The sequence below is a fragment of the Streptomyces sp. NPDC041784 genome, assembly GCF_055591025.1.
In genome coordinates this window covers 216081-240042 of sequence record NZ_JBVJAB010000001.1, presented here as the reverse complement: position 1 = coordinate 240042, position 23962 = coordinate 216081, and the positions used below count along the sequence as shown (strand labels likewise).

Here is a 23962-nt window from a genome sequence, read left to right as displayed (position 1 = left end):
GGGCATGGATTCCGCACCGGTCGATTCCCTCCGGCTCGACGCCCGTCTGGTCGATGCCTATCTGCGCCGCCTCGGGGCCGAGCAGCCCGCGTGGCCCACGTTCGACGTCCTGCGTGAGCTGCATCTGCGGCATCTGCGGGCCGTGCCCTTCGAGAACCTGTCGGTCCATCTCGACGAGGAGATCGACCTGGACGCGGGGCGGCTGGTCGAGAAGATCGTCGACAGGCACCGGGGAGGGTTCTGTTACGAGCTGAACGGGGCGTTCGGGGCGCTGCTGGCGGAGCTGGGGTTCGATGTGACGCTGCTCGCCGCGCGGGTGTACGGGGAGGAGGGGCGGCTCGGGATCCCGTACGACCATCTCGCGCTGCGGGTGCGGACGGTGGACGCCGGGGACTGGCTGGCGGACGTGGGGTTCGGGGCGCACAGCCACTATCCGCTCCGCTGGGACGACCGCGCCGAGCAGGAGGATCCCGGGGGTCTGTTCCGGATCGTCGAGGCGGGTCCGGACACGGCCGGGGTGAAGGGCGGCATGGGGCGGGCGGCGCGGTGGTCCGAGGCGGCCGACCTGGACGTCGAGCGCAACGGCGCGCGCGAGTACCGCCTGGAGATGCGGCCCCGGGCGCTGCGCGACTTCGCGGCCGGTGCCTGGTGGCACCGCACGGCGCCGGAGTCGCACTTCACGAAGTCGCTGGTCTGCTCGCGGATCACGGAGGACGGCGGGAGGGTCACGCTCAGCGGACGCCGGTTGAAGGTGACGGCCTTCGACGGGGCGAGCGAGGAACGGGAGTTGGGGACGGACGAGGAGGTGCTGGCGGTGTACCGGGAGCGGTTCGGGATCGAGTTGGGGGAGGTGCCGACGGTGAGAGGCGGGGGCGGCGCGGTGTGAGGCACTGACGCCGGTCCCATGGGGGCGAGTCGCGTGAGGGCCTCGCGCCCGTCACCGGCCGGGCTGGACGTACAGATCGTGCGGGAAGGTCCGACCCGTCGCGGTCGCTCCGCCGGCGTACCGGAAAATGGGTGCGTGAGCGATGTGAGACATGTGCTGGTGCTGCCGGATCGCGATGCCGCGCAGGAGGCGGCGGAGGCGCTCGGGGAGCGGTTCGGGGTGGCGGAGGAGCCGCGGATCGTCCGCGACGCGTTGGCCGGGGAGGACGACGCGGAGGACGCGCAGTGGCTGGTCGTGCTGCGGGACGAGGAGGGGCGGCTGGACGCGGAGGCGTTGGACGAGTTCGCGGGGGAGTGGGACGGATGGCGTGAGGAGCCCTAGCGCGCTCCGCCGGGAGCGCCCGACTGCTGAGGGCGGCGCCGCGCCACTGAGGGCGGTGCGGCAGGGCTGCTGACGGCGGTGCGGTGCGCTGCGCTGCGCTGCTGAGGGCCGTGCGGAGGGCTGCTGACGGCGGTCGTCGGTTTCAGGCGACCGCCGGGTTGTCAGTGGCTCGTGGGATGCTTTCAGGGATGGCCAGGAAGAGTGCGACCGACGACCCCCTCGCCCCGGTGACGCTTGCCGTCGGCCAGGAGGAGCTGCTGCTTGATCGTGCCGTGCAGGAGGTGGTGGCCGCCGCTCGGGCCGCCGACGCGGACACGGACGTGCGTGATCTGACCCCGGACCAGTTGCAGCCCGGCACGCTCGCCGAGCTGACCAGCCCGTCGCTCTTCGCCGAGCGCAAGGTCGTGGTCGTACGGAACGCGCAGGACCTCTCGGCCGACACGGTCAAGGACGTGAAGGCGTACCTCGGGGCGCCCGCCGAGGAGATCACGCTGGTGCTGCTGCACGCCGGCGGGGTCAAGGGGAAGGGGCTGCTGGACGCCGCGCGCAAGGTGGGGGCGCGGGAGGTGGCCTGTCCGAAGATGACCAAGCCGGCGGACCGGCTGGCGTTCGTGCGGCAGGAGTTCCGGGTGACCGGGCGGTCGGCCACGCCCGAGGCCTGCCAGGCCCTCGTGGACGCGATCGGCAGCGATCTGCGGGAGCTGGCCTCGGCGGTGACGCAGCTGGTCGCCGACGTCGAGGGGACCATCGACGAGGCCGTCGTCGGGCGGTACTACACCGGGCGGGCGGAGGCGTCGAGCTTCACCGTGGCCGACCGGGCCGTCGAGGGGCGGGCCGCGGAGGCGCTGGAGGCACTGCGCTGGTCGCTGGCCACCGGCGTCGCGCCCGTGCTGATCACCAGCGCGCTGGCCCAGGGCGTCCGGGCGATCGGCAAGCTGTCCTCCGCGCGCGGCGGGCGCCCCGCCGATCTCGCGCGGGAGCTGGGCATGCCGCCGTGGAAGATCGACAGGGTCCGGCAGCAGATGCGGGGCTGGACGCCCGACGGGGTGGCCTACGCCCTGCGGGCCGTGGCCGAGGCGGACGCGGGCGTGAAGGGCGGCGGGGACGACCCGGAGTACGCCCTGGAGAAGGCGGTCGTGGCCATCGCGCGGGCCGCTCGCTCCCGAGGTCGGTAGGCGGCCGTTCCCGGGGTCGACAGGCGGCCGCTCCCGAGGCCGCTGGGCAGCCGTTCCGGAGGCCGACAGGCGCTCCGGAGAGGAGAATCGTGCGTACCAGCCGTCCATCGCCGGACCGGGAAAGGTGGCGCTCGCCATGGCTGAACACCCGCACGCGGCTCTCGTCCGCAAGGGCTACGAAGCGTTCCAGCGTGGGGACATGGACACCCTGCGCGCGATGATGACCGGGGACTGCACCCACCACGTACCCGGCTCCCACCCGCTGTCGGGGGACTACAAGGGGATCGACTCGGTCCTCAACGACTACTACGGCCGGCTCTACTCGGAGACGGGCGGATCGTTCCGGGTGGAGCTGCTCAACATCTTCGTCGACGGCCGCGGGCACGCCATGACCGTGCACCGTTTCACCGCCGACCGGGGCGACAAGCACATCGACGAGAACGGCGGCATCGTCTTCCGGATCGTCGGAGACAAGATCAGCGACCTGGACGAGTGCGTCGAGGACATGGACAAGGGCAACGCGTTCTGGTCGTGAGCATGTCGAATGTCGTCCTGAGCATGCCGAAAGCCCCGGCTCCCGCCCTGGGGAAGGGCGAGCGGCCGGGGCCTTCGCTTCAAGCTGCTGGATCCGCGCCCGCGTGGCGAACGCAGGCCGCGCGCGGTTCCGGGGTGCCGGTCGGGAGCGGATGAGAGAGGGCCCGCTCTGGGTCCTTCCGGCGGTCAGATCAGGAAGAGGTTCAGCCCTTGAGGGAAGCGACCTTGGAAGCAAGCGCCGACTTCTTGTTGGCGGCCTGGTTCTTGTGGATGACGCCCTTCGAGACAGCCTTGTCGAGCTGGCGCGCGGCAGCGCGCTCGTACTCGGTGGCCTTCTCGACGTCACCCGCGGCAGCGGCCTCGCGGGCCTTGCGGATCGCGGTCTTCAGGGAGGACTTGACGGCCTTGTTGCGCAGCCGAGCCTTCTCGTTGGTCTTGATCCGCTTGATCTGGGACTTGATGTTCGCCACGAATGAGCCTTTGCAGGTTCAGGCACGGAACCGCTCGGGAGCCGCGCCAGGTGATTTCTGAGTCGTGCCTCGCGCTGAGAGGGCATGAGGCACAGCCCTCCACGTTACCAGTGGGCCGGAGAACGGCCCAAACCGGTCCCCGGTCGCCGCCCGTGGGACCATGGAACCTACGTATCGATCCGACCCGAGGCATAAGGCGCCTCAAGAGACAGGACCCTGCGTGCCCGCGACCCCTAAGAATGTGCCCGAGCCGAGCCGTACCGACCCGGCTCAGATCCGCAATTTCTGCATCATCGCGCACATCGACCACGGCAAGTCCACGCTCGCCGACCGGATGCTCCAGCTGACCGGCGTGGTCGACCAGCGGCAGATGCGTGCTCAGTATCTCGACCGGATGGACATCGAGCGCGAGCGCGGTATCACGATCAAGTCCCAGGCCGTGCGTCTGCCCTGGGCCCCGACTCAGGATCCGGGCAACACGCACATCCTCAACATGATCGACACCCCGGGGCACGTCGACTTCACGTACGAGGTCTCGCGGTCGCTCGCGGCCTGTGAGGGGACCGTCCTCCTCGTCGACGCCGCCCAGGGCATCGAGGCCCAGACCCTCGCCAACCTCTACCTGGCGATGGAGAACGACCTCACGATCATCCCCGTACTGAACAAGATCGACCTGCCGGCCGCCCAGCCGGAGAAGTTCGCCGAGGAGCTCGCGAACCTCGTCGGCTGCGACCCCGACGACGTGCTGCGGGTCTCCGCCAAGACCGGCCTCGGCGTCGACGCGCTGCTCGACAAGGTGGTCAAGGAGATCCCGGCGCCGGTCGGCGTCAAGGACGCGCCCGCCCGAGCGATGATCTTCGACTCCGTGTACGACTCGTACCGGGGCGTGGTGACGTACGTCCGTGTCATCGACGGTCAGCTCAACAAGCGCGAGCAGATCAAGATGATGTCCACCGGCGCGACCCACGAGCTGCTGGAGATCGGCACGAACTCGCCCGAGATGCTGTCGGCGGACGGCCTCGGCGTCGGCGAGGTGGGCTATCTGATCACCGGTGTGAAGGACGTCCGCCAGTCGAAGGTCGGCGACACCGTCACCAGCCGGCAGAGGGGCGCCACGGAGGCCCTCGGCGGGTACAAGGACCCCAAGCCGATGGTCTTCTCCGGCCTGTATCCGCTGGACGGCTCCGACTACCCCGAGCTGCGCGAGGCCCTCGACAAGCTCCAGCTCAACGATGCCGCGCTGGTCTACGAGCCGGAGACGTCCGCGGCCCTCGGCTTCGGCTTCCGTGTCGGCTTCCTCGGCCTGCTCCACCTCGACGTGATCCGTGAGCGGCTGGAGCGCGAGTTCGGCCTCGACCTGATCGCCACCGCGCCGAACGTGGTCTACCGCGTGGTCATGGAGGACGGCACCGAGCACGTCGTCACCAACCCGAGTGAATTCCCCGAGGGGAAGATCAACGAGGTGTACGAGCCGGTCGTGCGCGCCACCATCCTGGCGCCGACCGAGTTCATCGGCTCGATCATGGAGCTGTGCCAGACCCGGCGCGGCACCCTGCTCGGCATGGACTACCTCTCCGAGGACCGGGTCGAGATCCGCTACACCCTGCCGCTCGCGGAGATCGTCTTCGACTTCTTCGACCAGCTGAAGTCGAAGACGCGCGGTTACGCGTCTCTGGACTACGAGCCCACCGGTGAGCAGACCTCCAGTCTGGTCAAGGTCGACATCCTGCTGCACGGCGACAAGGTGGACGCCTTCTCGGCGATCACCCACAAGGACGCCGCGTACGCGTACGGTGTGCGGCTCGTCGCCAAGCTGCGCGAGCTGATCCCGAGGCAGGCCTTCGAGGTGCCCATCCAGGCCGCCATCGGCTCCCGGGTCATCGCCCGCGAGACCATCCGCGCCATCCGCAAGGACGTCCTCGCCAAGTGTTACGGCGGTGACATCTCCCGTAAGCGGAAGCTGCTGGAGAAGCAGAAGGAAGGCAAGAAGCGGATGAAGATGGTCGGTTCCGTGGAGGTTCCGCAGGAGGCCTTCATCGCCGTACTGAGCAGCGACGACAGCGCGGGCTCGGGCAAGGGCAAGAAGTAGCCACCGTGGAAGCCGGTGTTCAGGGCCCGTCGCGCACCGTCGCGGCGGGCCCTGCCGCTGTGCCCAGGAGAAAGTGACCCTCCGTGGCCCCTTACGCGCCGGCCGGTCGCCCTCTACTCTGATCCCTGCTCGGTAGTTACTCGTGAGTTAAACAACCGGTCGCGAGTCAAGCCGTCGTGAGTGAAAATCAGCCGCAATGAGCCAGCCGCACCGTCGCGGGTCCCGGAGGATGTCGTGAGCGACACACAGACACTGATCGAGAACCGTCCGCCGTCCGTCGCGGGCCTCTTCCTGGAGCGCGTGACGGCGACGCCCGACGCGGAGGCCTACCGGTATCCGGTGCCGGCGGCGTCGGGCCAGGGCCCCGACGACTGGAAGTCGCTGAGCTGGGCCCAGGCCGCCGAACGGGTCTACGCGATCGCGGCCGGACTCATCGAGCTGGGCGTGCAGCCCGAGCAGCGGGTGGCGCTGGCCGCCTCCACCCGGCTCGAGTGGATCCTCGCCGACCTCGGCATCATGTGCGCCGGCGCGGCCACCACCACGGTCTACCCGCAGACCAACGCCGACGAGTCGGCGTTCATCCTCTCCGACTCCGAGAGCCGGGTGCTGATCGCGGAGGACGCCGCCCAGCTCGCCAAGGCCGTGGAGAAGCGCGCCGAGCTGCCCAACCTCACCCATGTGGTGGTGATCGACCCGGCCGGGGTGGAGAGCACCGACTGGATCCTCACCCTCGACGAGCTGGAGAAGCGCGGCGCCGCCCGGCTGGAGCAGGACCCGCAGCTGATCAAGGAGCGGGTCGGCGCGATCACCAAGGAGCAGCTCGCCACCCTCATCTACACCTCGGGCACGACCGGCCGCCCCAAGGGCGTACGGCTCCCGCACGACAACTGGTCGTACATGGCGAAGGCGATCGCCGCGACCGGGCTGGTCGGCCCGGACGACGTGCAGTACCTGTGGCTGCCGCTCGCGCACGTCTTCGGCAAGGTGCTCACCTCCGGCCAGATCGAGGTCGGACACGTCACCGCCGTGGACGGCCGCGTCGACAAGATCATCGAGAACCTGCCGGTCGTGCAGCCCACGTACATGGCGGCCGTGCCGCGCATCTTCGAGAAGGTCTACAACGGGGTCGCGGCCAAGGCCCGGGCCGGCGGCGGCGCCAAGTACAAGATCTTCCAGTGGGCCGCCGGGGTCTCCCGCGAGTACGCCAAGGCCGCCCAGGACAACTTCCGGCGCACCGGCACCGCGTCCGTCCCCTTCGGCCTCGGCGCCAAGCACAAGGTCGCCGACGCGCTCGTCTACGCGAAGATCCGCGAGGCCTTCGGCGGCAACCTGCGCGCCTGCGTCTCCGGCTCCGCCGCCCTGGCGCCCGAGATCGGCTACTTCTTCTCCGGCGCGGGCATCCACATCCTCGAGGGCTACGGCCTCACCGAGTCCTCCGCGGCCTCCTTCGTGAACCCCGGCGAGGCCTACCGCACCGGCACGGTCGGCAAGCCGCTGCCCGGCACCGAGGTCCGGATCGCCGACGACGGCGAGATCCTGCTGCGCGGCCCCGGCATCATGGAGGGCTACCACGGGCTGCCCGAGAAGACCGCGGAGGTCCTGGAGGCCGACGGCTGGTTCCACACCGGCGACATCGGCGAGCTGTCCCCGGACGGCTACCTCCGCATCACCGACCGCAAGAAGGACCTCATCAAGACCTCCGGCGGCAAGTACATCGCGCCGGCCGAGGTCGAGGGCCAGTTCAAGGCGGTGTGCCCGTACGTCTCCAACATTCTGGTGCACGGCGCCGACCGGAACTTCTGCACCGCGCTCATCGCGCTCGACGAGGTGTCCCTCCTGGAGTGGGCCAAGGAGAACGGGCTGGGCGGCAAGCCGTACGCCGAGATCGTCGCGGCACCGGCGACGGTCGCCCTCGTCGAGGGGTACGTCCAGCAGCTCAACCAGGGCCTCCAGAAGTGGCAGACCATCAAGAAGTTCCGGCTGCTGCCCCGTGACCTCGACGTGGAGCACGGCGAGATCACCCCGAGCCTGAAGCTGAAGCGTCCGGTCGTGGAGCGGGAGTACAAGCACCTGATCGACGAGATGTACGCGGGCAGCCGCGAGGCGTGAGACACGGGAACCGACGGCTCCGGAAGGCGATCGCGCCTTCCGGAGCCGCCGTGTGTCCGGGGTCCCCGGCGGGCAGGGAGGCACGTTCAGGACCGGGATGGGCAGATGGCATAGTCCGGACGCTCGGAAAGTGGCCTGAAAGCGCTCCTGTTCGAACACGCCCGTAGCACGGTCCTCACTCATGACGGCCCATTCGGTAACCCCTTGCTTATGGACGGGGCCGGTCTGTCACTCTGGCGGCACTGATCGAGGCGTCATCCTCCGAACGTGCCGGGGAGCTGTGCATGGGGGCCATTCCGACCCAGCGGGAGTTCTTCTCCCGTGCCGGTGACGCGTCGGCCCATGCCTTCCGGGTGGCCCCCTCGCCGCACACCGAGGTCACCCTGGCCGGCGGCTCGCTCGCGCCCGGCGCCGCCCGGGACCTCGTACGGGCCGCGCTCGTGGAGTGGTCCGGGCTCGGCCTCCCCGGCGCCGAGCAGCTAGCCGAACGCCTCGCCGAGGACGCGATACTCGTCGTCAGCGAACTGGTCACCAACGCCGTGGTGCACGCCGGCACCGACATCGGGCTGCTCTGCCGGCTGGAGGCGGGACCCGAGGGTTGCGCGGTGGTCGTCGAGGTCTCCGACCACCACCCCTCCCGCGCCCCGCGCGACGGCACCCCCGAACCGCCGTACGAGATCCCGGAGTACGGCCGTGGCCTGCGGCTGGTCGCGACGCTGGCCGACGCCTGGGGTGTGACGTACCGCAGGGGGACGAAGACCGTCTGGGCGCGGCTGGTGCCGGCCGTGCCGTACGACGCCGACGGCGTCCCCGGGACCGGCCTGGGCCTTCTGGAGGCCCTCGCCCCCGACCCGCAGCCCGTCGGCCATGACCACAGGGACGGCCCGTGCGGCCAGGACGGCCGGGACTGGCTCAACCGGGGTGCCCTCTCCTTCCTCGCCGAGGCCTCCGACCTGCTCGCCGGGCAGCTCGACGAGGACCTCGTCGCCGCGCTCACCAGCCAGCTGCTGGTGCCACGGCTCGCCGACTGGTGCGCGGTGTGGCTGGAGGACGAGCTGAGCGGCCGGGGCGGCGAGTGGCCCGGCGGGCCGGGACCCCGGCTGGCCCGGGCCTGGCACACCAGCGAGAACCGCGTCGAGGAACTGCGCCGGGCCCTGGAGAAGGAACCCCCCTGCCCGCCCGACGCGCTCAGCTCCGGACCCGCCCCCTTTCCCTGGCCCGGCGCGGTGCTCGGCCCGCACGGCATGGCCCTCGCCTACCGGCTGATCGCCGGCGGCCGCCCGCTGGGCACCCTGGTCATCGGGCGGGCCGGGCCGGAGGGCTTCCCCGACGAGGTCACCGGGCTCGTCGAGGACCTCGGCCGCCGGGTGGCGCTCGCCATCGGCGCGGCCCGCCAGTACGCCCGCCAGGCCACCATCAGCGCCGTCCTCCAGCGCGGCCTGCTGCCCGGCGCGGTCGCCCAGATCCCGGGCGTGCGCAGCGCCCTGGTGTACGAGCCGCGCGAGCAGGGCGGGCCGAGCGGCGACTTCTACGACCTGTTCCCGGCGGGCGACGGCCGCTGGTGCTTCGCCGTCGGCGACGTCCAGGGCAAGGGTCCGGAGGCGGCCGTGGTGATCGGTCTGGCCCGGCCCTGGCTGCGGCTGCTGGCCCGCGAGGGCTACGGCGTCGCCGATGTCCTCGACCGCCTCAACCAGCTCCTCCTCGACGACGCCACCGAGGCCGCCGACGCGGCCGCCCGCGCCTTCGTCGGCCCCGCCGGACCCACCGACGGCCCCCAGACCCGCTTCCTCTCCCTCCTCTACGGCGAGCTGGCCCCCTTCGAGGGCGGGGTGCGCTGCACCCTCGCCTCCGCCGGGCACCCGCTGCCGCTGCTCCTCGGGCCCGACGGCTCCGTCGCCACGGCCGCCCGCCCGCAGACCCTCCTCGGGGTCGTCGAGGACGTCACGTACACCTGCGACAGCCTGGAACTGCGCTCCGGCGACAGCCTGCTGTGCGTCACCGACGGGGTGACCGAGCGGCGCTCGGGATCGCGTCAGTTCGACGACGGCGACGGCCTCGCCACCGCGCTGGCCGGGTGCGTGGGGCTCGACGCGGACCTGATCGCCGAGCGGATCCGCAGCCTCGTGCATGCCTTCGGCGAGCGGCCGCCGGAGGACGATCTGGCGCTGCTGGTGCTTCAGGCGGAGTAGGACGCCGGCGGGTGCTGGACAATGGAGGGCATGCCTTCCGCACTTCCCGACGGCGAGCCGGTCCCCGACGACGGCGCGCTCCCGGCGCACGCCCTCACCGGCGCCGCCGACCGCCCTCTCGGGTTCTACCTGCACGTTCCCTACTGCGCGACCCGCTGCGGGTACTGCGACTTCAACACGTACACCGCCACCGAGCTGCGCGGCACCGGCGGTGTCCTCGCCTCCCGCGAGAACTACGCCGACACCCTGATCGACGAGGTCCGCCTCGCCCGCAAGGTCCTCGGCGGCGACCCCCGCGAGGTCCGTACGGTCTTCGTCGGCGGCGGTACGCCGACCCTGCTGGCCGCCTCCGACCTGGTACGGATGCTCGGCGCGATCCGGGAGGAGTTCGGGCTGGCGCCCGACGCGGAGGTGACGACCGAGGCGAACCCGGAGTCCGTGGACCCGGCGTATCTCGCCACGCTCCGGCAGGGCGGCTTCAACCGGATCTCCTTCGGCATGCAGAGCGCCCGGCAGCACGTGCTCAAGGTCCTCGACCGCACCCACACGCCCGGGCGGCCCGAGCGTTGCGTGGCCGAGGCCCGGGCGGCGGGCTTCGAGCACGTCAACCTCGACCTGATCTACGGCACCCCGGGCGAGTCGGACGACGACTGGCGGGCGTCGCTGGACGCGGCGCTGGGGGCAGGACCGGACCACGTCAGCGCCTACGCCCTGATCGTCGAGGAGGGCACCCAGCTCGCCCGCCGCATCCGGCGCGGCGAGGTCCCGATGACCGACGACGACGTCCACGCCGACCGCTATCTGATCGCGGACGAGGTGATGTCGGCCGCCGGCTACGACTGGTACGAGGTCTCCAACTGGGCCACCTCGGAGGCGGGCCGCTGCCTCCACAACGAGCTGTACTGGCGGGGCGCCGACTGGTGGGGCGCCGGGCCGGGAGCGCATTCGCACGTCGGCGGGGTGCGGTGGTGGAACGTCAAGCATCCGGGGGCGTACGCGGCGGCGCTGGCCGGTGGGCGCTCGCCCGGGGCGGGGCGTGAGGTGCTGTCCGAGGAGGACCGGCGGGTCGAGCGGATCCTGCTGGAGCTGCGGCTGCGGGAGGGCGTGCCGCTGGCCCTGCTGCGGGAGCAGGGGCTCGCGGCGGCCTCGCGGGCGTTGTCGGAGGGGCTGCTGGCCCCGGGGCCGTACGAGGAGGGGCGGGCGGTGCTGACGCTGCGCGGGCGCCTGCTGGCGGACGCGGTGGTGCGGGACCTGGTGGACTGACCGGCTGGTGGACCGACCGGTGTCGGGTGGCTCACGGCGCCGGTCGGCTCACTGCGCCGTGACGAAGTCGATCAGTTCCTCGACCCGCCCCAGCAGCGCCGGCTCCAGGTCCTTGTAGGACCCCACCCGGGCCAGGATCGCCTGCCACACCGCCCCGGTGTTCTCGGACGGCCAGCCCAGCGCCCGGCACACCCCCGTCTTCCAGTCCTGGCCGTGCGGGACACGCGGCCAGTCCTCGATGCCCAGGGCCGACGGCTTCACCGCCTCCCAGATGTCGATGTACGGGTGGCCGACGACCAGCGCGTGCTCGCTCGTGACCGACCGCGCGATGCGCCACTCCTTCGTCCCCGGCACCAGATGGTCCACCAGGACGCCCAGCCGCGCGTCCGGGCCGGGCGCGAAGCCGGCGACGATCGCCGGCAGGTCGTCGACGCCCTCCAGGTACTCCACGACCACGCCCTCGATGCGCAGGTCGTCGCCCCAGACCTTCTCCACCAGCTCGGCGTCGTGCCGGCCCTCGACGTAGATGCGCCCGGCGCGCGCGACCCGCGCTCGGGCGCCGGGGACGGCGACCGAGCCGGAGGCGGTCCGGGTGGGCCGTACGGGAGCGGCGGAGGGCCTCACCAGGGTCACCACGCGGCCCTCCAGCAGGAAGCCGCGTGGTTCCAGCGGGAACACCCGATGCTTGCCGAAACGGTCCTCCAGGGTCACCGTGCCCGCCTCGCAGCGGATCACCGCGCCGCAGAAGCCGGTGCCGGGCTCCTCCACCACCAGGCCGGGCTCCGCCGGGACCTCGGGGACGGGCTTCGGCTTCTTCCAGGGAGGGGTCAGGTCGGCGGAGTACTGGCGCATTCGGATGACGATAGGAGAAGCCCCGGCCGGATCACCCCCCGATCACCGCGACACGCCGAAACGCGCCGCCAGCGCGTCCCGCTGCGCCCGGACGAACGCCGCGTCCACCACCGCCCCGTGACCGGGCACGTACAGCGCGTCCTCGCCGCCGAGGTCGAGCAGGCGGTCCAGGGCGGCCGGCCAGTGGGAGGGGACGGCGTCGGGTCCGGCCTGCGGTTCGCCGGACTCCTCGACCAGGTCGCCGCAGAAGACCACCTCGGGCGAACCGGAGGCCCCGGGGACGAGGACCACCAGGTCGTGGGCGGTGTGCGCCGGGCCGACGTTCGCCAGCAGCACCTGCCGGTCGCCGCCCAGATCGAGGGTCCACTCACCGCAGACCACATGGCGGGGCCGGACCAGGACGTCCGCGGCCTCCGTCGCCGTCGCCTCGTCCAGGCCGTTGCGCACCGCGTCCGCCCGCAGCTCCTCCGCCGGTACCGTCCCCAGTCCCACCGCCCCGAAGATCTCCGCGCCCGCGAACGCCGCCGCGCCGAACACATGGTCGAAGTGGGGATGGGTGAGCGCGACATGGGTCACACGTCCGCCGGTCAGCTCCTCGGCCTCGGCCCGCAGCCGCGCCCCCTCCGCCAGGCTCGAACCGGCGTCCACCAACAGGGCCTGGCCCGCCCCGACGACCAGCCCCGCCGTGCAGTCCCAGCCCGGCAGCCGGCACCGTCCGACCCCCGCCGCGACCCGTTCCCACCCCAGCTCTTCCCAAGTCACCGTCATACCGCGACGCTAACGGTACGACCCCCAGCCGTCGGCCGACCTTGCCCCGGGTGTACCCCACAGCCGTACACTGGCGGGGGAACGCTGGCACTCGTATGGGAAGAGTGCCAGGCGAGGCACTCCGGGGGACCGGGGGACGACGTCTGGAGGTGTGCGCGATGCTGAGCGAGCGACGGCTTCAGGTGCTGCGCGCCATCGTCCAGGACTATGTCGGCACCGAGGAGCCGGTGGGCTCCAAGGCGCTCACCGAGCGGCACAACCTCGGCGTCTCCCCGGCGACGGTCCGCAACGACATGGCCGCCCTGGAGGACGAGGGGTTCATCGCGCAGCCGCACACCAGTGCCGGGCGCATCCCCACCGACAAGGGCTACCGGCTGTTCGTCGACAAGCTGGCCGGCGTCAAGCCGATGACCGCGCCCGAGCGGCGGGCCATCCAGAACTTCCTCGACGGCGCCGTCGACCTCGACGACGTCGTGGCGCGCACGGTACGGCTGCTCGCGCAGCTCACCCGGCAGGTCGCCGTCGTGCAGTACCCCTCGCTGACCCGGTCCACCGTGCGCCACGTCGAGCTGCTGTCGCTCGCGCCCGCCCGGCTGATGCTCGTGCTGATCACGGACACCGGCCGGGTCGAGCAGCGGCTGGTGGACTGCCCGGCGCCCTTCGGGGAGGCCTCTCTGGCGGATCTACGCGCGCGGCTCAACAGCCGGGTCGCGGGCCGCCGGTTCAGCGATGTGCCGCGGCTGGTCGAGGACCTGCCGGACGCCTTCGAGGCCGACGACCGCGGCACGGTCTCGACGGTGCTCTCCACCCTGCTGGAGACGCTTGTCGAGGAGAACGAGGAGCGGCTGATGATCGGCGGTACCGCCAATCTCACCCGCTTCGGACATGACTTTCCCCTCACCATCCGGCCCGTCCTGGAGGCCCTGGAGGAGCATGTCGTGCTCCTCAAGCTCCTGGGCGAGGCCGGGGATTCGGGCATGACCGTACGCATCGGTCACGAGAACGCCTACGAGGGACTCAACTCCACTTCCGTGGTGTCGGTCGGCTACGGTTCGGGCGGCGAGGCAGTCGCCAAGCTCGGCGTGGTCGGACCGACCCGCATGGATTACCCGGGAACGATGGGAGCGGTACGAGCGGTGGCACGGTACGTCGGACAGATCCTGGCGGAGTCCTAAGTGGCCACGGACTACTACGCCGTTCTAGGCGTGCGCCGCGACGCGTCGCAGGATGAGATCAAGAAGGCCTTCCGCCGGCTCGCCCGCGAGCTGCACCCGGACGTCAACCCGGATCCGAAGACCCAGGAGCGGTTCAAGGAGATCAACGCCGCCTACGAGGTGCTGTCGGACCCGCAGAAGAAGCAGGTCTACGACCTCGGCGGCGACCCCCTCTCCCAGGCGGGCGGCGCCGGCGCGGGCGGCTTCGGGGCCGGTGGCTTCGGCAACTTCTCCGACATCATGGACGCGTTCTTCGGTACGGCGTCCCAGCGCGGTCCGCGCTCGCGCACCCGGCGCGGCCAGGACGCGATGATCCGGCTGGAGGTGGAGCTCGAGGAGGCCGCCTTCGGCACGACCAAGGACATCCAGGTCGACACGGCGATCGTCTGCTCCACCTGCAGCGGCGAGGGTGCCGCCCCCGGCACCACCGCCCAGACCTGCGACATGTGCCGCGGCCGCGGCGAGGTGTCCCAGGTGACCCGGTCCTTCCTGGGCCAGGTCATGACCTCCCGCCCCTGCCCCCAGTGCCAGGGCTTCGGCACCGTCGTCCCCACCCCGTGCCCGGAGTGCGCGGGCGACGGACGGGTCCGCTCGCGCCGCACGCTCACGGTGAAGATCCCCGCCGGTGTCGACAACGGCACCCGGATCCAGCTCGCGGGCGAGGGCGAGGTCGGCCCCGGCGGAGGTCCCGCCGGTGACCTGTACGTCGAGATCCACGAGCTGCCGCACGCGATGTTCCAGCGGCGCGGTGACGACCTGCACTGCACGGTGACCCTCCCGATGACCGCGGCCTCCCTCGGCACCAAGGTGCCGCTGGAGACGCTGGACGGCCTGGAGGAGGTCGACATCCGGCCCGGCACCCAGTCCGGCCAGTCGATCCCGCTGCACGGCCGGGGCGTCACGCATCTGCGCGGCGGCGGGCGCGGCGACCTCATCGTCCATGTCGAGGTGCAGACGCCGACCAAGCTCGACCCGGAGCAGGAGCGGCTGCTGCGGGAGCTGGCCAAGCTGCGGGGCGAGGAGCGGCCGCAGGGGCAGTTCCAGCCGGGGCAGCAGGGGCTGTTCTCGCGGCTGAAGGACGCCTTCAACGGGCGGTGACGCCGCCGAACCGGAGCGGGAAGGGCACCTCGGCACCGGCCGAGTTGCCCTGACCGGCACGGGCGAAAGTCGGCATGTGCCGAAGGGAAGGCCCGATTCGGACTTGTTCGGAGGACGTGACAACATGCCGTCATGTCCTCCGCGCTGACCGATCTCTTCCCTCACCCGATCGTGCAGGCCCCCATGGCGGGCGGTGTCTCCCTCCCGCAGCTCGCCGCCGCCGTGTCCGAGGCCGGCGGGCTCGGGTTCCTCGCCGCCGGGTACAAGACGGCCGACGGCATGTACCAGGAGATCAAGCAGATCCGCGGACTCACCGGCCGCCCGTTCGGCGTGAACCTCTTCATGCCGCAGCCGGAGCACCCCGGTGCGGGCACCGGCTCCACCGCGACGGCCGGCGCCGCGCCCTTCGACGCCGGCGCCGTCCAGGTCTACGGCGAGCAGCTCGCCGGCGAGGCCGCCTGGTACGAGACCGAGCTGGGCGACCCGGACAGCGGCCGCGACGACGGCTACGACGCCAAGATCGCCGTACTGCTGGACGACCCGGTGGCGGTGGCGTCCTTCCATTTCGGCGTCCCGAGCGGTGACACGCTGGAGTCGCTGCGCCGGGCCGGAACGTTCACCCTGGTCACCGTGACCTCCGCCGAGGAGGCCGTGGCCGTGGAGCGGGCCGGCGCCGACGCGGTGATCGTGCAGGGTGTGGAGGCCGGCGGCCACCAGGGCACCCACAAGGACATCCCCGAGAACGACGGCTCCGGCATCGGACTGCTCTCCCTGATCGCCCAGGTCCGTGAGTCCGTGAGCCTGCCGATGGTCGCCGCCGGCGGCCTGATGCGCGGCAGCCAGATCGCCGCGGTCCTCGCGGCCGGCGCGAGCGCGGCCCAGCTGGGCACCGCGTTCCTCGCCACCCCCGAGTCGGGCGCGCACGCTGTGCACAAGCAGGCGCTCACCGACCCGCTGTACGTGCGCACCGAGCTGACCCGCGCCTTCTCCGGCCGCCCGGCCCGCGGCCTGGTCAACCGCTTCCTGCGCGAGCACGGCCCGTACGCCCCCGCCGCCTACCCCGAGGTCCACCACCTCACCTCGCCGCTGCGCAAGGCGGCCGCCAAGGCGGGCGACGCGCAGGGCATGGCGCTGTGGGCCGGACAGGGCCACCGGATGGCCCGGGAGCTGCCGGCCGGGGAGCTGGTGGAGGTCCTGCTGGCCGAACTCGCGCAGGCGCGGACAGCGTTGTCCGAGTTCCCGTTGGACGGGGGCGGCGAGCGATGACCGCGCCGGTCTTCGTCGTCGAGGAACTCCCCGCCGGCCGGGCCGAGTTCGTGCTCGACGGCACCGAGGGGCGGCACGCCGTGTCCGTGAAGCGGCTGCGGGCCGGCGAGGAGGTCGTCCTCACCGACGGAGCCGGCCGCTGGGCGCGGGGCGAGGTCGTCGCCGCCGAGGGCAAGGACCGGCTCGTGGTGAGCCTGGACGACGTCGTCGAGGAGCCCGTCGAGTCGCCCCGGATCACCGTCGTCCAGGCCCTCCCCAAGGGCGACCGGGGGGAGCTGGCCGTCGAGACCATGACCGAGACCGGTGTCGACCGCATCGTGCCGTGGGCCGCCGCCCGCTGCATCACCCAGTGGAAGGGCGAGCGCGGGCTGAAGGCGCTCGCCAAGTGGCGGGCCACGGCCCGCGAGGCCGGCAAGCAGTCCCGCCGGGTCCGCTTCCCCGAGGTCACCGACGCGGCGACCGGCAGACAGGTGGCGGAGCTGCTCGCACGGGCCGACTTCGCCGCCGTCCTGCACGAGGACCGCGACTACGGCAGCGAACCCCTCGCCACCGCCCCGCTGCCCGCCGAGGGCGAGATCGTGCTCGTCGTCGGACCCGAAGGCGGCGTCTCCCCCGAGGAGCTGGCGCTCTTCGAGGAGGCGGGCGCGAAGGCGTACCGGCTGGGCCGCAGCGTCCTGCGCACCTCCACCGCCGGCACGGCCGCCACCGCCCTCCTCCTGGGACGCACCGGCCGCTGGTCCTGACCTTCGAGGAGGACACCGTGGAACTCGCCCAAGTACGGCTGCTGGTCACCGACTTCGCCGCCTGCTACCGCTTCTACGCCGACGTCCTCGGCCTCCGGCCGCAGTCCGGGGCGGCGACGGGACCGTACGAGAAGTTCAGCCCCGCCGCGGGCTCGGCCGGGATCGCCATCCAGGACCGGGCGATGATGGCCGAGATCCTCGGCGAGCTGGGCGAGCCGGCGAACGGCCACCGCTCGCTGGTGGCGCTGCGGGTCGACGACCTCGACGCCTACTGCGCGCGGATCATCGCCCGGGGCGCCGAACTGATCCACGGCCCCGCCCCGATGACCGACCGGATGCGGGTCGCCCACCTCAAGGACCCGGAGGGCAATCTCGTGGAGCTTCAGGAGTGGCTGCTGCTGCGCGGCTGAGGGCCGCGCCGGCGAGCAGCTCCCAGCCGTCCACCTCGCCGTCGTACGGCAGCAGTCCGTGCCGACGGGCCTCGTCGACCAGGGCGCGGACGACGCCGGGTTCGTGGAGGTTGAGGTGGTGGTCGCGGTCGCCCACCCCGCCGGAGTGCGTGTACGCGCCGTCGCTGGCGTACCGGCCGGGACCGGAGCGGAAGACGATCCGGGTGCGCACGCCGTCGCGGTGCAGGGTGAGGACCTCCGCGCAGGGCTGATCGCCGCCGTGCAGATGGCGGACCGTCCACAGATAGCTGGTGGTCTCGTCGACGACGAGTGTTCTCGTACGGCGGCTGTCACGCATGGGCCCAGGCTAGGCGGCCGGGCAGCGGTGGGGCGCGGGGTTTTCCGTCGGGGTGAGCTGGACGTCCTCGCGGCGGACGGCGAAGGACTCGGGGAGGCTGCTGCCCTGGCGGGACGGGTCCCAGAGCCAGATCCAGTCGCCGGACGTGCCGAAGGTGACGACCGGGCGGCCGGTGACGGCGGGGCCGTACTCCACGGGGATCGGCTTGCCCGGCTCCAGGAGGCGCAAGCAGACGAAGCGGCCGTGCAGGCCGAAGTAGGCCGGGGGCGCGGTGCCCTCGCGGGCCGCGTTCTCGGCGGCCCGGCCGGCGGCGCTCGCGGCCTGCTCGGTCCCGAGGGCGATCGCGGACAGCGTGTAGACCACGGCCAGCAGGGTGGTGAGGACGATCGCGAAGAAGCGGTTGGTGCCGTCCCGGCCCAGGTGCAAGTGGCGCAGCCAGCCCACCAGGGCCACACAGAGCAGCACGCTGCCCAGCGCGAGCGCCATGGGCCGGGCGGCGGCCGCGTAGCCGCCGAGGGTCTCCGACGGCACCGCGTCCCGGCGGATGTCGAAGCGGTCCAGGTAGGCGCCCTGCATCTGCCCGCCGAGCCAGCCGACCAGCGGCCACAGCACCGGCACCGACAGCGGCACCAGCCAGGCGGCGTGCCGGGTGAAGAACGTCCGGCGCAGCGCCAGCACCACCCCCGTGCCCACGAAGGCGCCCCCGGCCAGGACGAGCAGACCCGCCCCCATGCCGCGGGGGCCGAGGTCCCGGCCGACCAGCGCGCCGAACGCGGCCAGCGCCGAGGTCCCCGCGAGCCCGGCCGCCCACTGGACGCGGCGCGGGCGGTCCCGGGTCTCCTTCGCCATCCGGCCCAGCGGCAGCGCGCCCGCCGTGCTCAGCAGCAGCGGCAGCGCCTTCCAGGGGCCGTCCGCCCACACGGCGGCCAGGCCGCAGACGACCGCGAGCAGGATGCCGGCCGCGCCCGCCACCAGCCAGGGCAGCTCCTCCCGGCGGTTCCACGGGTGCGTGTCGGAGTTCCCCGGGAGCCGTAGTCCGTGCCGGGCCGGGTCGAACTCCCGCCCGCCCAGCGCCCGTGCCGCCAGCTCCGCACGGGCGGCCTCCCGTGAGCCCGGACCGGCCGGGACGGTCACCGCGCGCTGTTCGTCGGCGGCGCCGAGCCAGGTCCGCAGGCGGGCGGCGGCCGTCCGCAGCGGGCCGTGCGCCGGAAGGGCGCGGTGCAGGGCGTACGTCGTCCGGGGCGGGCGCTCGTGCTCGACGAGCGCCGCGTCCCGCACCCACGCGCCCAACGCGGCCTGGGTCACCAGCCGTTCGAGTTCGGCGACGGCCGTGCGGACCGCGCCGAAGCGGGCGCCGTGCAGCCGGACCTCGACGGCCAGCGCGGTGCGCGGCCCGGCCTCGGCCGTGGCCCGCTCGTCGGCCCGCGCCGCGCGTACCGTCCAGCCCCGCTCCTCGAACAGGGCGGTGGCGTAGGCGACTTCGTCGGGCTGGTCGACGACGTCCACCAGGATCCGCACCCGGCGCCGGCGGGGTGGGGCCGGGGGACCGGCGGGCGGCTCGGCGGCGGGTCCGGTGGCCGGTCCTGTGGTCGCCGGAGTCTCGCCGTCGTCACCGGTGGGGCCGGGCCGTCGGGGTGGTGCGGTGGTCAACGGTCCTCCGGGGGGCGGCGGTTACGGATTCCGGGGCGGCACCCGGGTGCGCGGGGGGACACCCGACGGTGACGACACCCGATTGTGACGTGCCCCGTGCCAGGAGTGGCCGTATGAGCCCTACCGCGGCCGACGGGACGGTGGCAGGCTGCCCTCCATGCGGGCATTACGGCGGATTTGGGGTCGGCCGCGCGGGCTGCGCGCGGCCGGCCTGGCGGGGCTCGCGGCCGTGGCCGTGGGCGGGCTGGCGGCGTGCGAACCGGGCGGGCTGAGCGCGATGTCCGTGGCGTACACCACCGACCTGGCGGCGACGGCCGAGATCGAGCGGCGGGACGTGGACGTGCGCTGGCTGACGTGCACGGCGGACTACGACGGCGACCGGGGCGCGGAGACGATCGCCTCCGTGGACTGCACGGGCGAGACCGGCGACGGGCGGGACATCACCGTCACCGGCAAGGTCACCCGGGCCGTCAACGGCGCCTGCGTCCGCGGTGACCTGGCCGCCGACGTCGGCAAGAAGCAGCTGTTCCGGGTCAGCGGGCTCGGGGACTGCAAGTCCGCGAGCCCCTCGCCGGTCGATCCGCCCGGCACCGGAAGCTCCGGCGGCTCCGGTGGCTCCGGCGCGGAGCCCACGGTCACCGTGACCGTCACCGAGACGGTGTGGTGCCGGGAGGGGAAGGCGGGGTGCGGTCCCGTCGAGGGCAAGTGAGCCGACGGCGAGTGAATCGACGGCGGGTGGGGCGACGGCGGGTGAGCCGCGCAAAGGGAGGGAAAGAGAACTGATCGAAACCCCTGACCTGCGGTCCCGCCGTTGCCTACAGTGATCGGGTGACCCAGCCCGCGACGCCTGCCGCTTACCTCAGATTCCCGCATCCGCACGGCGAGTCGGTGGCCTTCGCCGCCGAGGACGACGTGTGGCTGGCGCCCCTCGACGGGGGACGCGCCTGGCGGGTCAGCGCCGACAACGTTCCGGTCTCGCTGCCCCGGATCTCTCCCGACGGCACCACCGTCGCTTGGACCTCCACCCGCGACGGCGCCCCCGAGGTGCACATCGCCCCGGTCGACGGCGGACCCTCGACCCGGCTCACGTACTCGGGCGCCGCGGGCACCCGGGTGCGCGGCTGGACCCCGGACGGCCGGGTTCTCGCCCTCAGTGCCCACGACCAGGCGAGCCCGCGCCGCACCTGGGCCCGCGCGATCCCGCTCGACGGCGGACCGGCCACGACCCTGCCGTACGGCCCGGTCGGCGGCGTCGCCCACGGACCGCACACCGTGCTGCTGTCCGCGCCGATGGGCCGCGAGGCCGCCCACTGGAAGCGCTACCGGGGCGGCACGGCAGGCAAGCTGTGGATCGACCGGGACGGCGACGGCCAGTTCGTCCGGCTGCACGGCGAACTCGACGGGAACATCGAGTACCCGGTGTGGGCGGGGGAGAGGATCGCGTTCCTCTCCGACCACGAGGGCACCGGCGCGCTCTACTCCTCCCTCGCCGACGGCTCCGACCTGCGCCGGCACACCCCGCTCGAGGGCTTCTACGCCCGGCAGGCGGCGGGGGACGGCACGCGGATCGCGTACACCTGCGCCGGCGAGCTGTGGATCCTCGACGACCTGGACGGCGCCGAGCCCCGCCGCCTCGACGTACGGCTCGGCGGCCAGCGCACCGACCGCCGGCCGTACCCGATCACCCCCTCTCGCTGGCTGGGCGGGGCCGCCCCGGACCACACCGCCCGCGGCAGCGCCGTGGAGGTGCGCGGCGCCGTCCACTGGATCACCCACCGCTCCGGGCCCGCCCGCGCGCTCGCCGCCCGGCCCGGAGTGCGCGCGCGGCTGCCGCGCACCTTCCGCACGGAGGGCGAGGAGTGGGTGGTGTGGGTGACGGACGCCGAGGGCGAGGACGCCCTGGAGTTCGCGCCGGCCACCGGACCGGCCCCCGGCGCCACCCCGCGTCGGCTCGCGGCCGGCCGGCTCGGACGGGTCCTGGAGCTGGCCATGGCGCCCGACGGCAGCCGGGCCGCCGTCGCCGCGCACGACGGGCGGCTGCTGCTCGTCGAACGGGAGAGCGGTGAGGTCCGCGAGGTCGACCGCAGCGCCGACGGCGAGGTGTCCGACCTGGTCTTCTCGCCCGACTCGGCCTGGCTCGCCTGGGCGCACCCCGGGCCGCGCCCGCTCGCCCAGCTCAAGCTCGCCAACGTCACCGACCTGTCGGTCACCGAGGCGACCCCGCTGCGCTTCCGTGACTACGCGCCCGCCTTCACCCTCGACGGCAAGCACCTGGCGTTCCTGTCCACCCGCGCCTTCGACCCGGTCTACGACGAGCACGCCTTCGACCTCTCCTTCATCGAGGGCGCCCGCCCGCACCTGATCACCCTGGCCGCCACCACCCCTTCGCCGTTCGGACCGCAGCGGCACGGCCGTCCCTTCGAGACGCCCGACAAGGACGAGACCCCCGACAGCGAGGGCACCCCGGCCACCCGGATCGACCTCGACGGCCTGGCCGACCGGATAGTGCCCTTCCCGGTCGAGGCCGGCCGCTACTCCGGGCTCGCCGCCGCCAAGGACGGCGTGCTGTGGCTGCGCCACCCGGTGCGCGGGGTCCTCGGCGCCTCCCGCGCCACACCCGACGACCCCGATCCGCACACCGAGCTGGAGCGCTACGACCTCGCCCAGCAGCGCCTCGAACACCTCGCCGCCGACGCGGACGGCTTCGAGGTCAGCGGCGACGGCAAACGGCTGCTGCTGTGGACCGACGGCAAGCTGAAGGTCGTCCCCAGCGACCGGCGCGCCTCCGGCGACGAGGACAGCGACAGCAACATCACCGTCGACCTCGCCCGGATCCGGCAGACCGTCGACCCGGCCGCCGAGTGGCGGCAGATGTACGACGAGACCGGCCGCGTCATGCGGGACAACTTCTGGCGCGCCGACCTGGGCGGGGTGGACTGGGACGGCGTCCTCGACCGCTACCGCCCGGTCCTGGACCGGGTCGCCACCCACGACGACCTCGTCGACCTCCTCTGGGAGGTGCACGGCGAGCTGGGCACCTCGCACGCCTACGTCTCCCCGCGCGGCGGCTACGGCCGGGGCCCCCGGCAGGGGCTGCTCGGCGCGGACATCACCCGGCACGCGGACGGCAGTTGGCGCATCGACCGGATCCTGCCCTCGGAGACCTCCGACCCCGACGCCCGCTCCCCGCTCGCCGCGCCCGGCGTCGCGGTGCGTGCCGGGGACGCGATCGCCGCCGTCGCCGGGCATCCGGTGGACCCGGTGACCGGCCCCGGACCGCTGCTCGTCGGTACGGCGGGCAAGCCGGTGGAGCTGACGATCTCGCCGTCCGGCGGGGGTGATCCCCGGCACGCGGTGGTCGTGCCGATCGCCGACGAGGAGGCGCTGCGCTACCACGCGTGGGTCGCGGACCGGCGGGCGTACGTCCACGAGGTGTCCGGCGGCCGGCTCGGGTATCTGCACGTGCCCGACATGCAGGCGCCCGGCTGGGCCCAGATCCACCGGGACCTGCGGATCGAGGTGGCCCGGGAGGGGCTGGTCGTCGATGTGCGGGAGAACCGGGGCGGGCACACCTCGCAGCTGGTCGTGGAGAAGCTGGCACGGCGGATCGTCGGCTGGGACGTGCCGCGCGGGATGCGGGCGTCCAGTTACCCGGAGGACGCGCCCCGGGGGCCCGTCGTCGCCGTCGCCAACGAGTTCTCCGGGTCGGACGGGGACATCGTGAACGCGGCGATCAAGGCGCTCGGGATCGGGCCCGTGGTGGGTACGCGCACCTGGGGCGGCACCATCGGGATCGACAGCCGGTACCGGCTCGTCGACGGGACGCTCGTCACCCAGCCCAAGTACGCGATCTGGCTGGAGGGTTACGGGTGGGGAGTGGAGAACCACGGTGTCGACCCCGACGTCGAGGTGATCTGCCGTCCCCAGGACTACGCGGCGGACCGGGACGTCCAGCTCGACGCGGCGGTGTCCCTGGCGCTGGCCGCCCTGGAATCGACGCCGGCGAAGGTCCCGCCCACGGCACCCTGATCCGGCGCCGCACCCCCCACCCGCCCGGGAGAAAGGTGAACGACCACCAGCCGCTCCGGCGTTTGAGGACGAGGCCCGCCCGCGGTCCCGGTCCCGCTCGCTACGATGCCCCCAGGAGATCACCAGCGAGGGGAGCAGCCGTATGGCAGGCGAGCCGCAGGACGACTGTCTGTTCTGCAAGATCGTGGAGGGGCACATCCCGGCGACGATCGTGCGGGAGACGGAGACGACCGTCGCGTTCCGGGACATCAACCCCCAGGCGCCCACCCACGTCCTGGTGATCCCGAAGGTGCACTACGAGACCGCCGCCGCCCTCGCCGCCGCCGAACCCGTGATCGCCGCGGACCTGCTGCGCGAGGCCCAGTCCGTCGCCGACGAGGACAAGCTGGAGAGCTACCGCATCGTCTTCAACACCGGCAGCGGCGCCGGCCAGACCGTCTGGCACGCCCACGCGCACGTCCTCGGAGGCCGCGGCCTCCAGTGGCCCCCCGGGTGACCC

General features: G+C 73.0%; 21 protein-coding genes. 16 read left to right on the top strand and 5 right to left on the bottom strand.

What is annotated here, in order from left to right; translation table 11 throughout:
• Positions 1–4: 4 nt before the first annotated feature.
• The 4 genes from ACZ6D7_RS01120 (at position 5) to ACZ6D7_RS01105 (ending at position 2977) form a co-directional block, all read left to right on the top strand.
• Positions 5–886, top strand: coding sequence for an arylamine N-acetyltransferase family protein (locus ACZ6D7_RS01120; RefSeq protein WP_469482028.1), 882 nt, complete (start codon positions 5–7; stop codon positions 884–886).
• Positions 887–1021: 135 nt separating this feature from the next.
• The gene (locus tag ACZ6D7_RS01115; RefSeq protein WP_469482026.1) at positions 1022–1267 is read left to right on the top strand and encodes a hypothetical protein; all 246 of its coding nucleotides are present in this window, start codon (positions 1022–1024) and stop codon (positions 1265–1267) included.
• Positions 1268–1455: 188 nt separating this feature from the next.
• Positions 1456–2442: a DNA polymerase III subunit delta gene (gene holA / locus ACZ6D7_RS01110; protein WP_469482024.1), complete on the top strand. Its 987-nt coding sequence runs from the start codon at positions 1456–1458 to the stop codon at positions 2440–2442.
• Between the two features lie 136 nt (positions 2443–2578).
• Positions 2579–2977 (top strand): nuclear transport factor 2 family protein, encoded by a 399-nt coding sequence (locus ACZ6D7_RS01105; protein WP_469482022.1) that lies wholly within the window; start codon positions 2579–2581, stop codon positions 2975–2977.
• 202 nt (positions 2978–3179) lie between these two features.
• On the opposite strand, the gene rpsT is transcribed toward ACZ6D7_RS01105, so the two are convergent.
• Positions 3180–3446: a 30S ribosomal protein S20 gene (rpsT, locus tag ACZ6D7_RS01100; protein WP_469482020.1), complete on the bottom strand. Its 267-nt coding sequence runs from the start codon at positions 3444–3446 to the stop codon at positions 3180–3182.
• Positions 3447–3666: 220 nt separating this feature from the next.
• Between rpsT and lepA the strand changes: the two genes are divergently transcribed.
• The 4 genes from lepA to hemW all read left to right on the top strand — a co-directional run bounded on the left by lepA (position 3667) and on the right by hemW (position 11096).
• Entirely contained in the window at positions 3667–5535 is a 1869-nt protein-coding gene (gene lepA, locus ACZ6D7_RS01095) for a translation elongation factor 4 (RefSeq protein WP_469482018.1), read from the top strand.
• Positions 5536–5769: 234 nt separating this feature from the next.
• Positions 5770–7644: an AMP-dependent synthetase/ligase gene (locus ACZ6D7_RS01090; RefSeq protein WP_469482016.1), complete on the top strand. Its 1875-nt coding sequence runs from the start codon at positions 5770–5772 to the stop codon at positions 7642–7644.
• Between the two features lie 284 nt (positions 7645–7928).
• A complete protein-coding gene (locus tag ACZ6D7_RS01085) occupies positions 7929–9833 on the top strand; it encodes a SpoIIE family protein phosphatase (RefSeq protein WP_469482014.1) in 1905 nt (634 codons plus the stop codon).
• A gap of 30 nt (positions 9834–9863) precedes the next feature.
• Complete coding sequence (hemW, locus tag ACZ6D7_RS01080; protein ID WP_469482012.1) at positions 9864–11096, top strand: radical SAM family heme chaperone HemW; 1233 nt, start codon at positions 9864–9866, stop codon at positions 11094–11096.
• Between the two features lie 48 nt (positions 11097–11144).
• Here the strand turns inward: hemW and ACZ6D7_RS01075 are convergent, their stop codons facing one another.
• Both ACZ6D7_RS01075 and ACZ6D7_RS01070 read right to left on the bottom strand, forming a co-directional pair.
• Positions 11145–11948 (bottom strand): DUF3097 domain-containing protein, encoded by an 804-nt coding sequence (locus tag ACZ6D7_RS01075; protein WP_469482010.1) that lies wholly within the window; start codon positions 11946–11948, stop codon positions 11145–11147.
• Between the two features lie 42 nt (positions 11949–11990).
• Complete coding sequence (locus ACZ6D7_RS01070; RefSeq protein ID WP_469482008.1) at positions 11991–12716, bottom strand: MBL fold metallo-hydrolase; 726 nt, start codon at positions 12714–12716, stop codon at positions 11991–11993.
• A gap of 158 nt (positions 12717–12874) precedes the next feature.
• Between ACZ6D7_RS01070 and hrcA the strand changes: the two genes are divergently transcribed.
• The 5 genes from hrcA (at position 12875) to ACZ6D7_RS01045 (ending at position 17447) form a co-directional block, all read left to right on the top strand.
• Positions 12875–13891 (top strand): heat-inducible transcriptional repressor HrcA, encoded by a 1017-nt coding sequence (hrcA, locus tag ACZ6D7_RS01065; RefSeq protein ID WP_469482006.1) that lies wholly within the window; start codon positions 12875–12877, stop codon positions 13889–13891.
• The gene (dnaJ, locus tag ACZ6D7_RS01060; RefSeq protein WP_469482004.1) at positions 13892–15028 is read left to right on the top strand and encodes a molecular chaperone DnaJ; all 1137 of its coding nucleotides are present in this window, start codon (positions 13892–13894) and stop codon (positions 15026–15028) included.
• A 132-nt stretch (positions 15029–15160) separates the two neighbouring features.
• Positions 15161–16294, top strand: coding sequence for a nitronate monooxygenase (locus ACZ6D7_RS01055; RefSeq protein ID WP_469482002.1), 1134 nt, complete (start codon positions 15161–15163; stop codon positions 16292–16294).
• Positions 16291–17037: a 16S rRNA (uracil(1498)-N(3))-methyltransferase gene (locus tag ACZ6D7_RS01050; RefSeq protein WP_469482000.1), complete on the top strand. Its 747-nt coding sequence runs from the start codon at positions 16291–16293 to the stop codon at positions 17035–17037. The genes ACZ6D7_RS01055 and ACZ6D7_RS01050 overlap by 4 nt, the downstream gene beginning before the upstream one ends.
• Before the next feature lie 17 nt (positions 17038–17054).
• A complete protein-coding gene (locus ACZ6D7_RS01045; protein WP_469481998.1) occupies positions 17055–17447 on the top strand; it encodes a VOC family protein in 393 nt (130 codons plus the stop codon).
• Here the strand turns inward: ACZ6D7_RS01045 and ACZ6D7_RS01040 are convergent.
• Together ACZ6D7_RS01040 and ACZ6D7_RS01035 are read right to left on the bottom strand one after the other, a co-directional pair.
• Entirely contained in the window at positions 17389–17784 is a 396-nt protein-coding gene (locus ACZ6D7_RS01040; protein ID WP_469481996.1) for a hypothetical protein, read from the bottom strand. The genes ACZ6D7_RS01045 and ACZ6D7_RS01040 overlap by 59 nt on opposite strands.
• Positions 17785–17793: 9 nt before the next feature.
• A complete protein-coding gene (locus ACZ6D7_RS01035) occupies positions 17794–19434 on the bottom strand; it encodes a hypothetical protein (RefSeq protein WP_469481993.1) in 1641 nt (546 codons plus the stop codon).
• 157 nt (positions 19435–19591) lie between these two features.
• Between ACZ6D7_RS01035 and ACZ6D7_RS01030 the strand changes: the two genes are divergently transcribed.
• From ACZ6D7_RS01030 to ACZ6D7_RS01020, 3 genes are all read left to right on the top strand, one after another.
• Positions 19592–20143, top strand: coding sequence for a hypothetical protein (locus ACZ6D7_RS01030; RefSeq protein ID WP_469481990.1), 552 nt, complete (start codon positions 19592–19594; stop codon positions 20141–20143).
• Positions 20144–20262: 119 nt separating this feature from the next.
• Complete coding sequence (locus ACZ6D7_RS01025) at positions 20263–23463, top strand: S41 family peptidase (RefSeq protein ID WP_469481988.1); 3201 nt, start codon at positions 20263–20265, stop codon at positions 23461–23463.
• 142 nt (positions 23464–23605) lie between these two features.
• Positions 23606–23959 carry a histidine triad nucleotide-binding protein gene (locus tag ACZ6D7_RS01020; RefSeq protein ID WP_469481985.1) on the top strand — a complete coding sequence of 118 codons (354 nt, stop codon included), beginning with the start codon at positions 23606–23608 and terminating at the stop codon, positions 23957–23959.
• Positions 23960–23962: the final 3 nt, after the last annotated feature.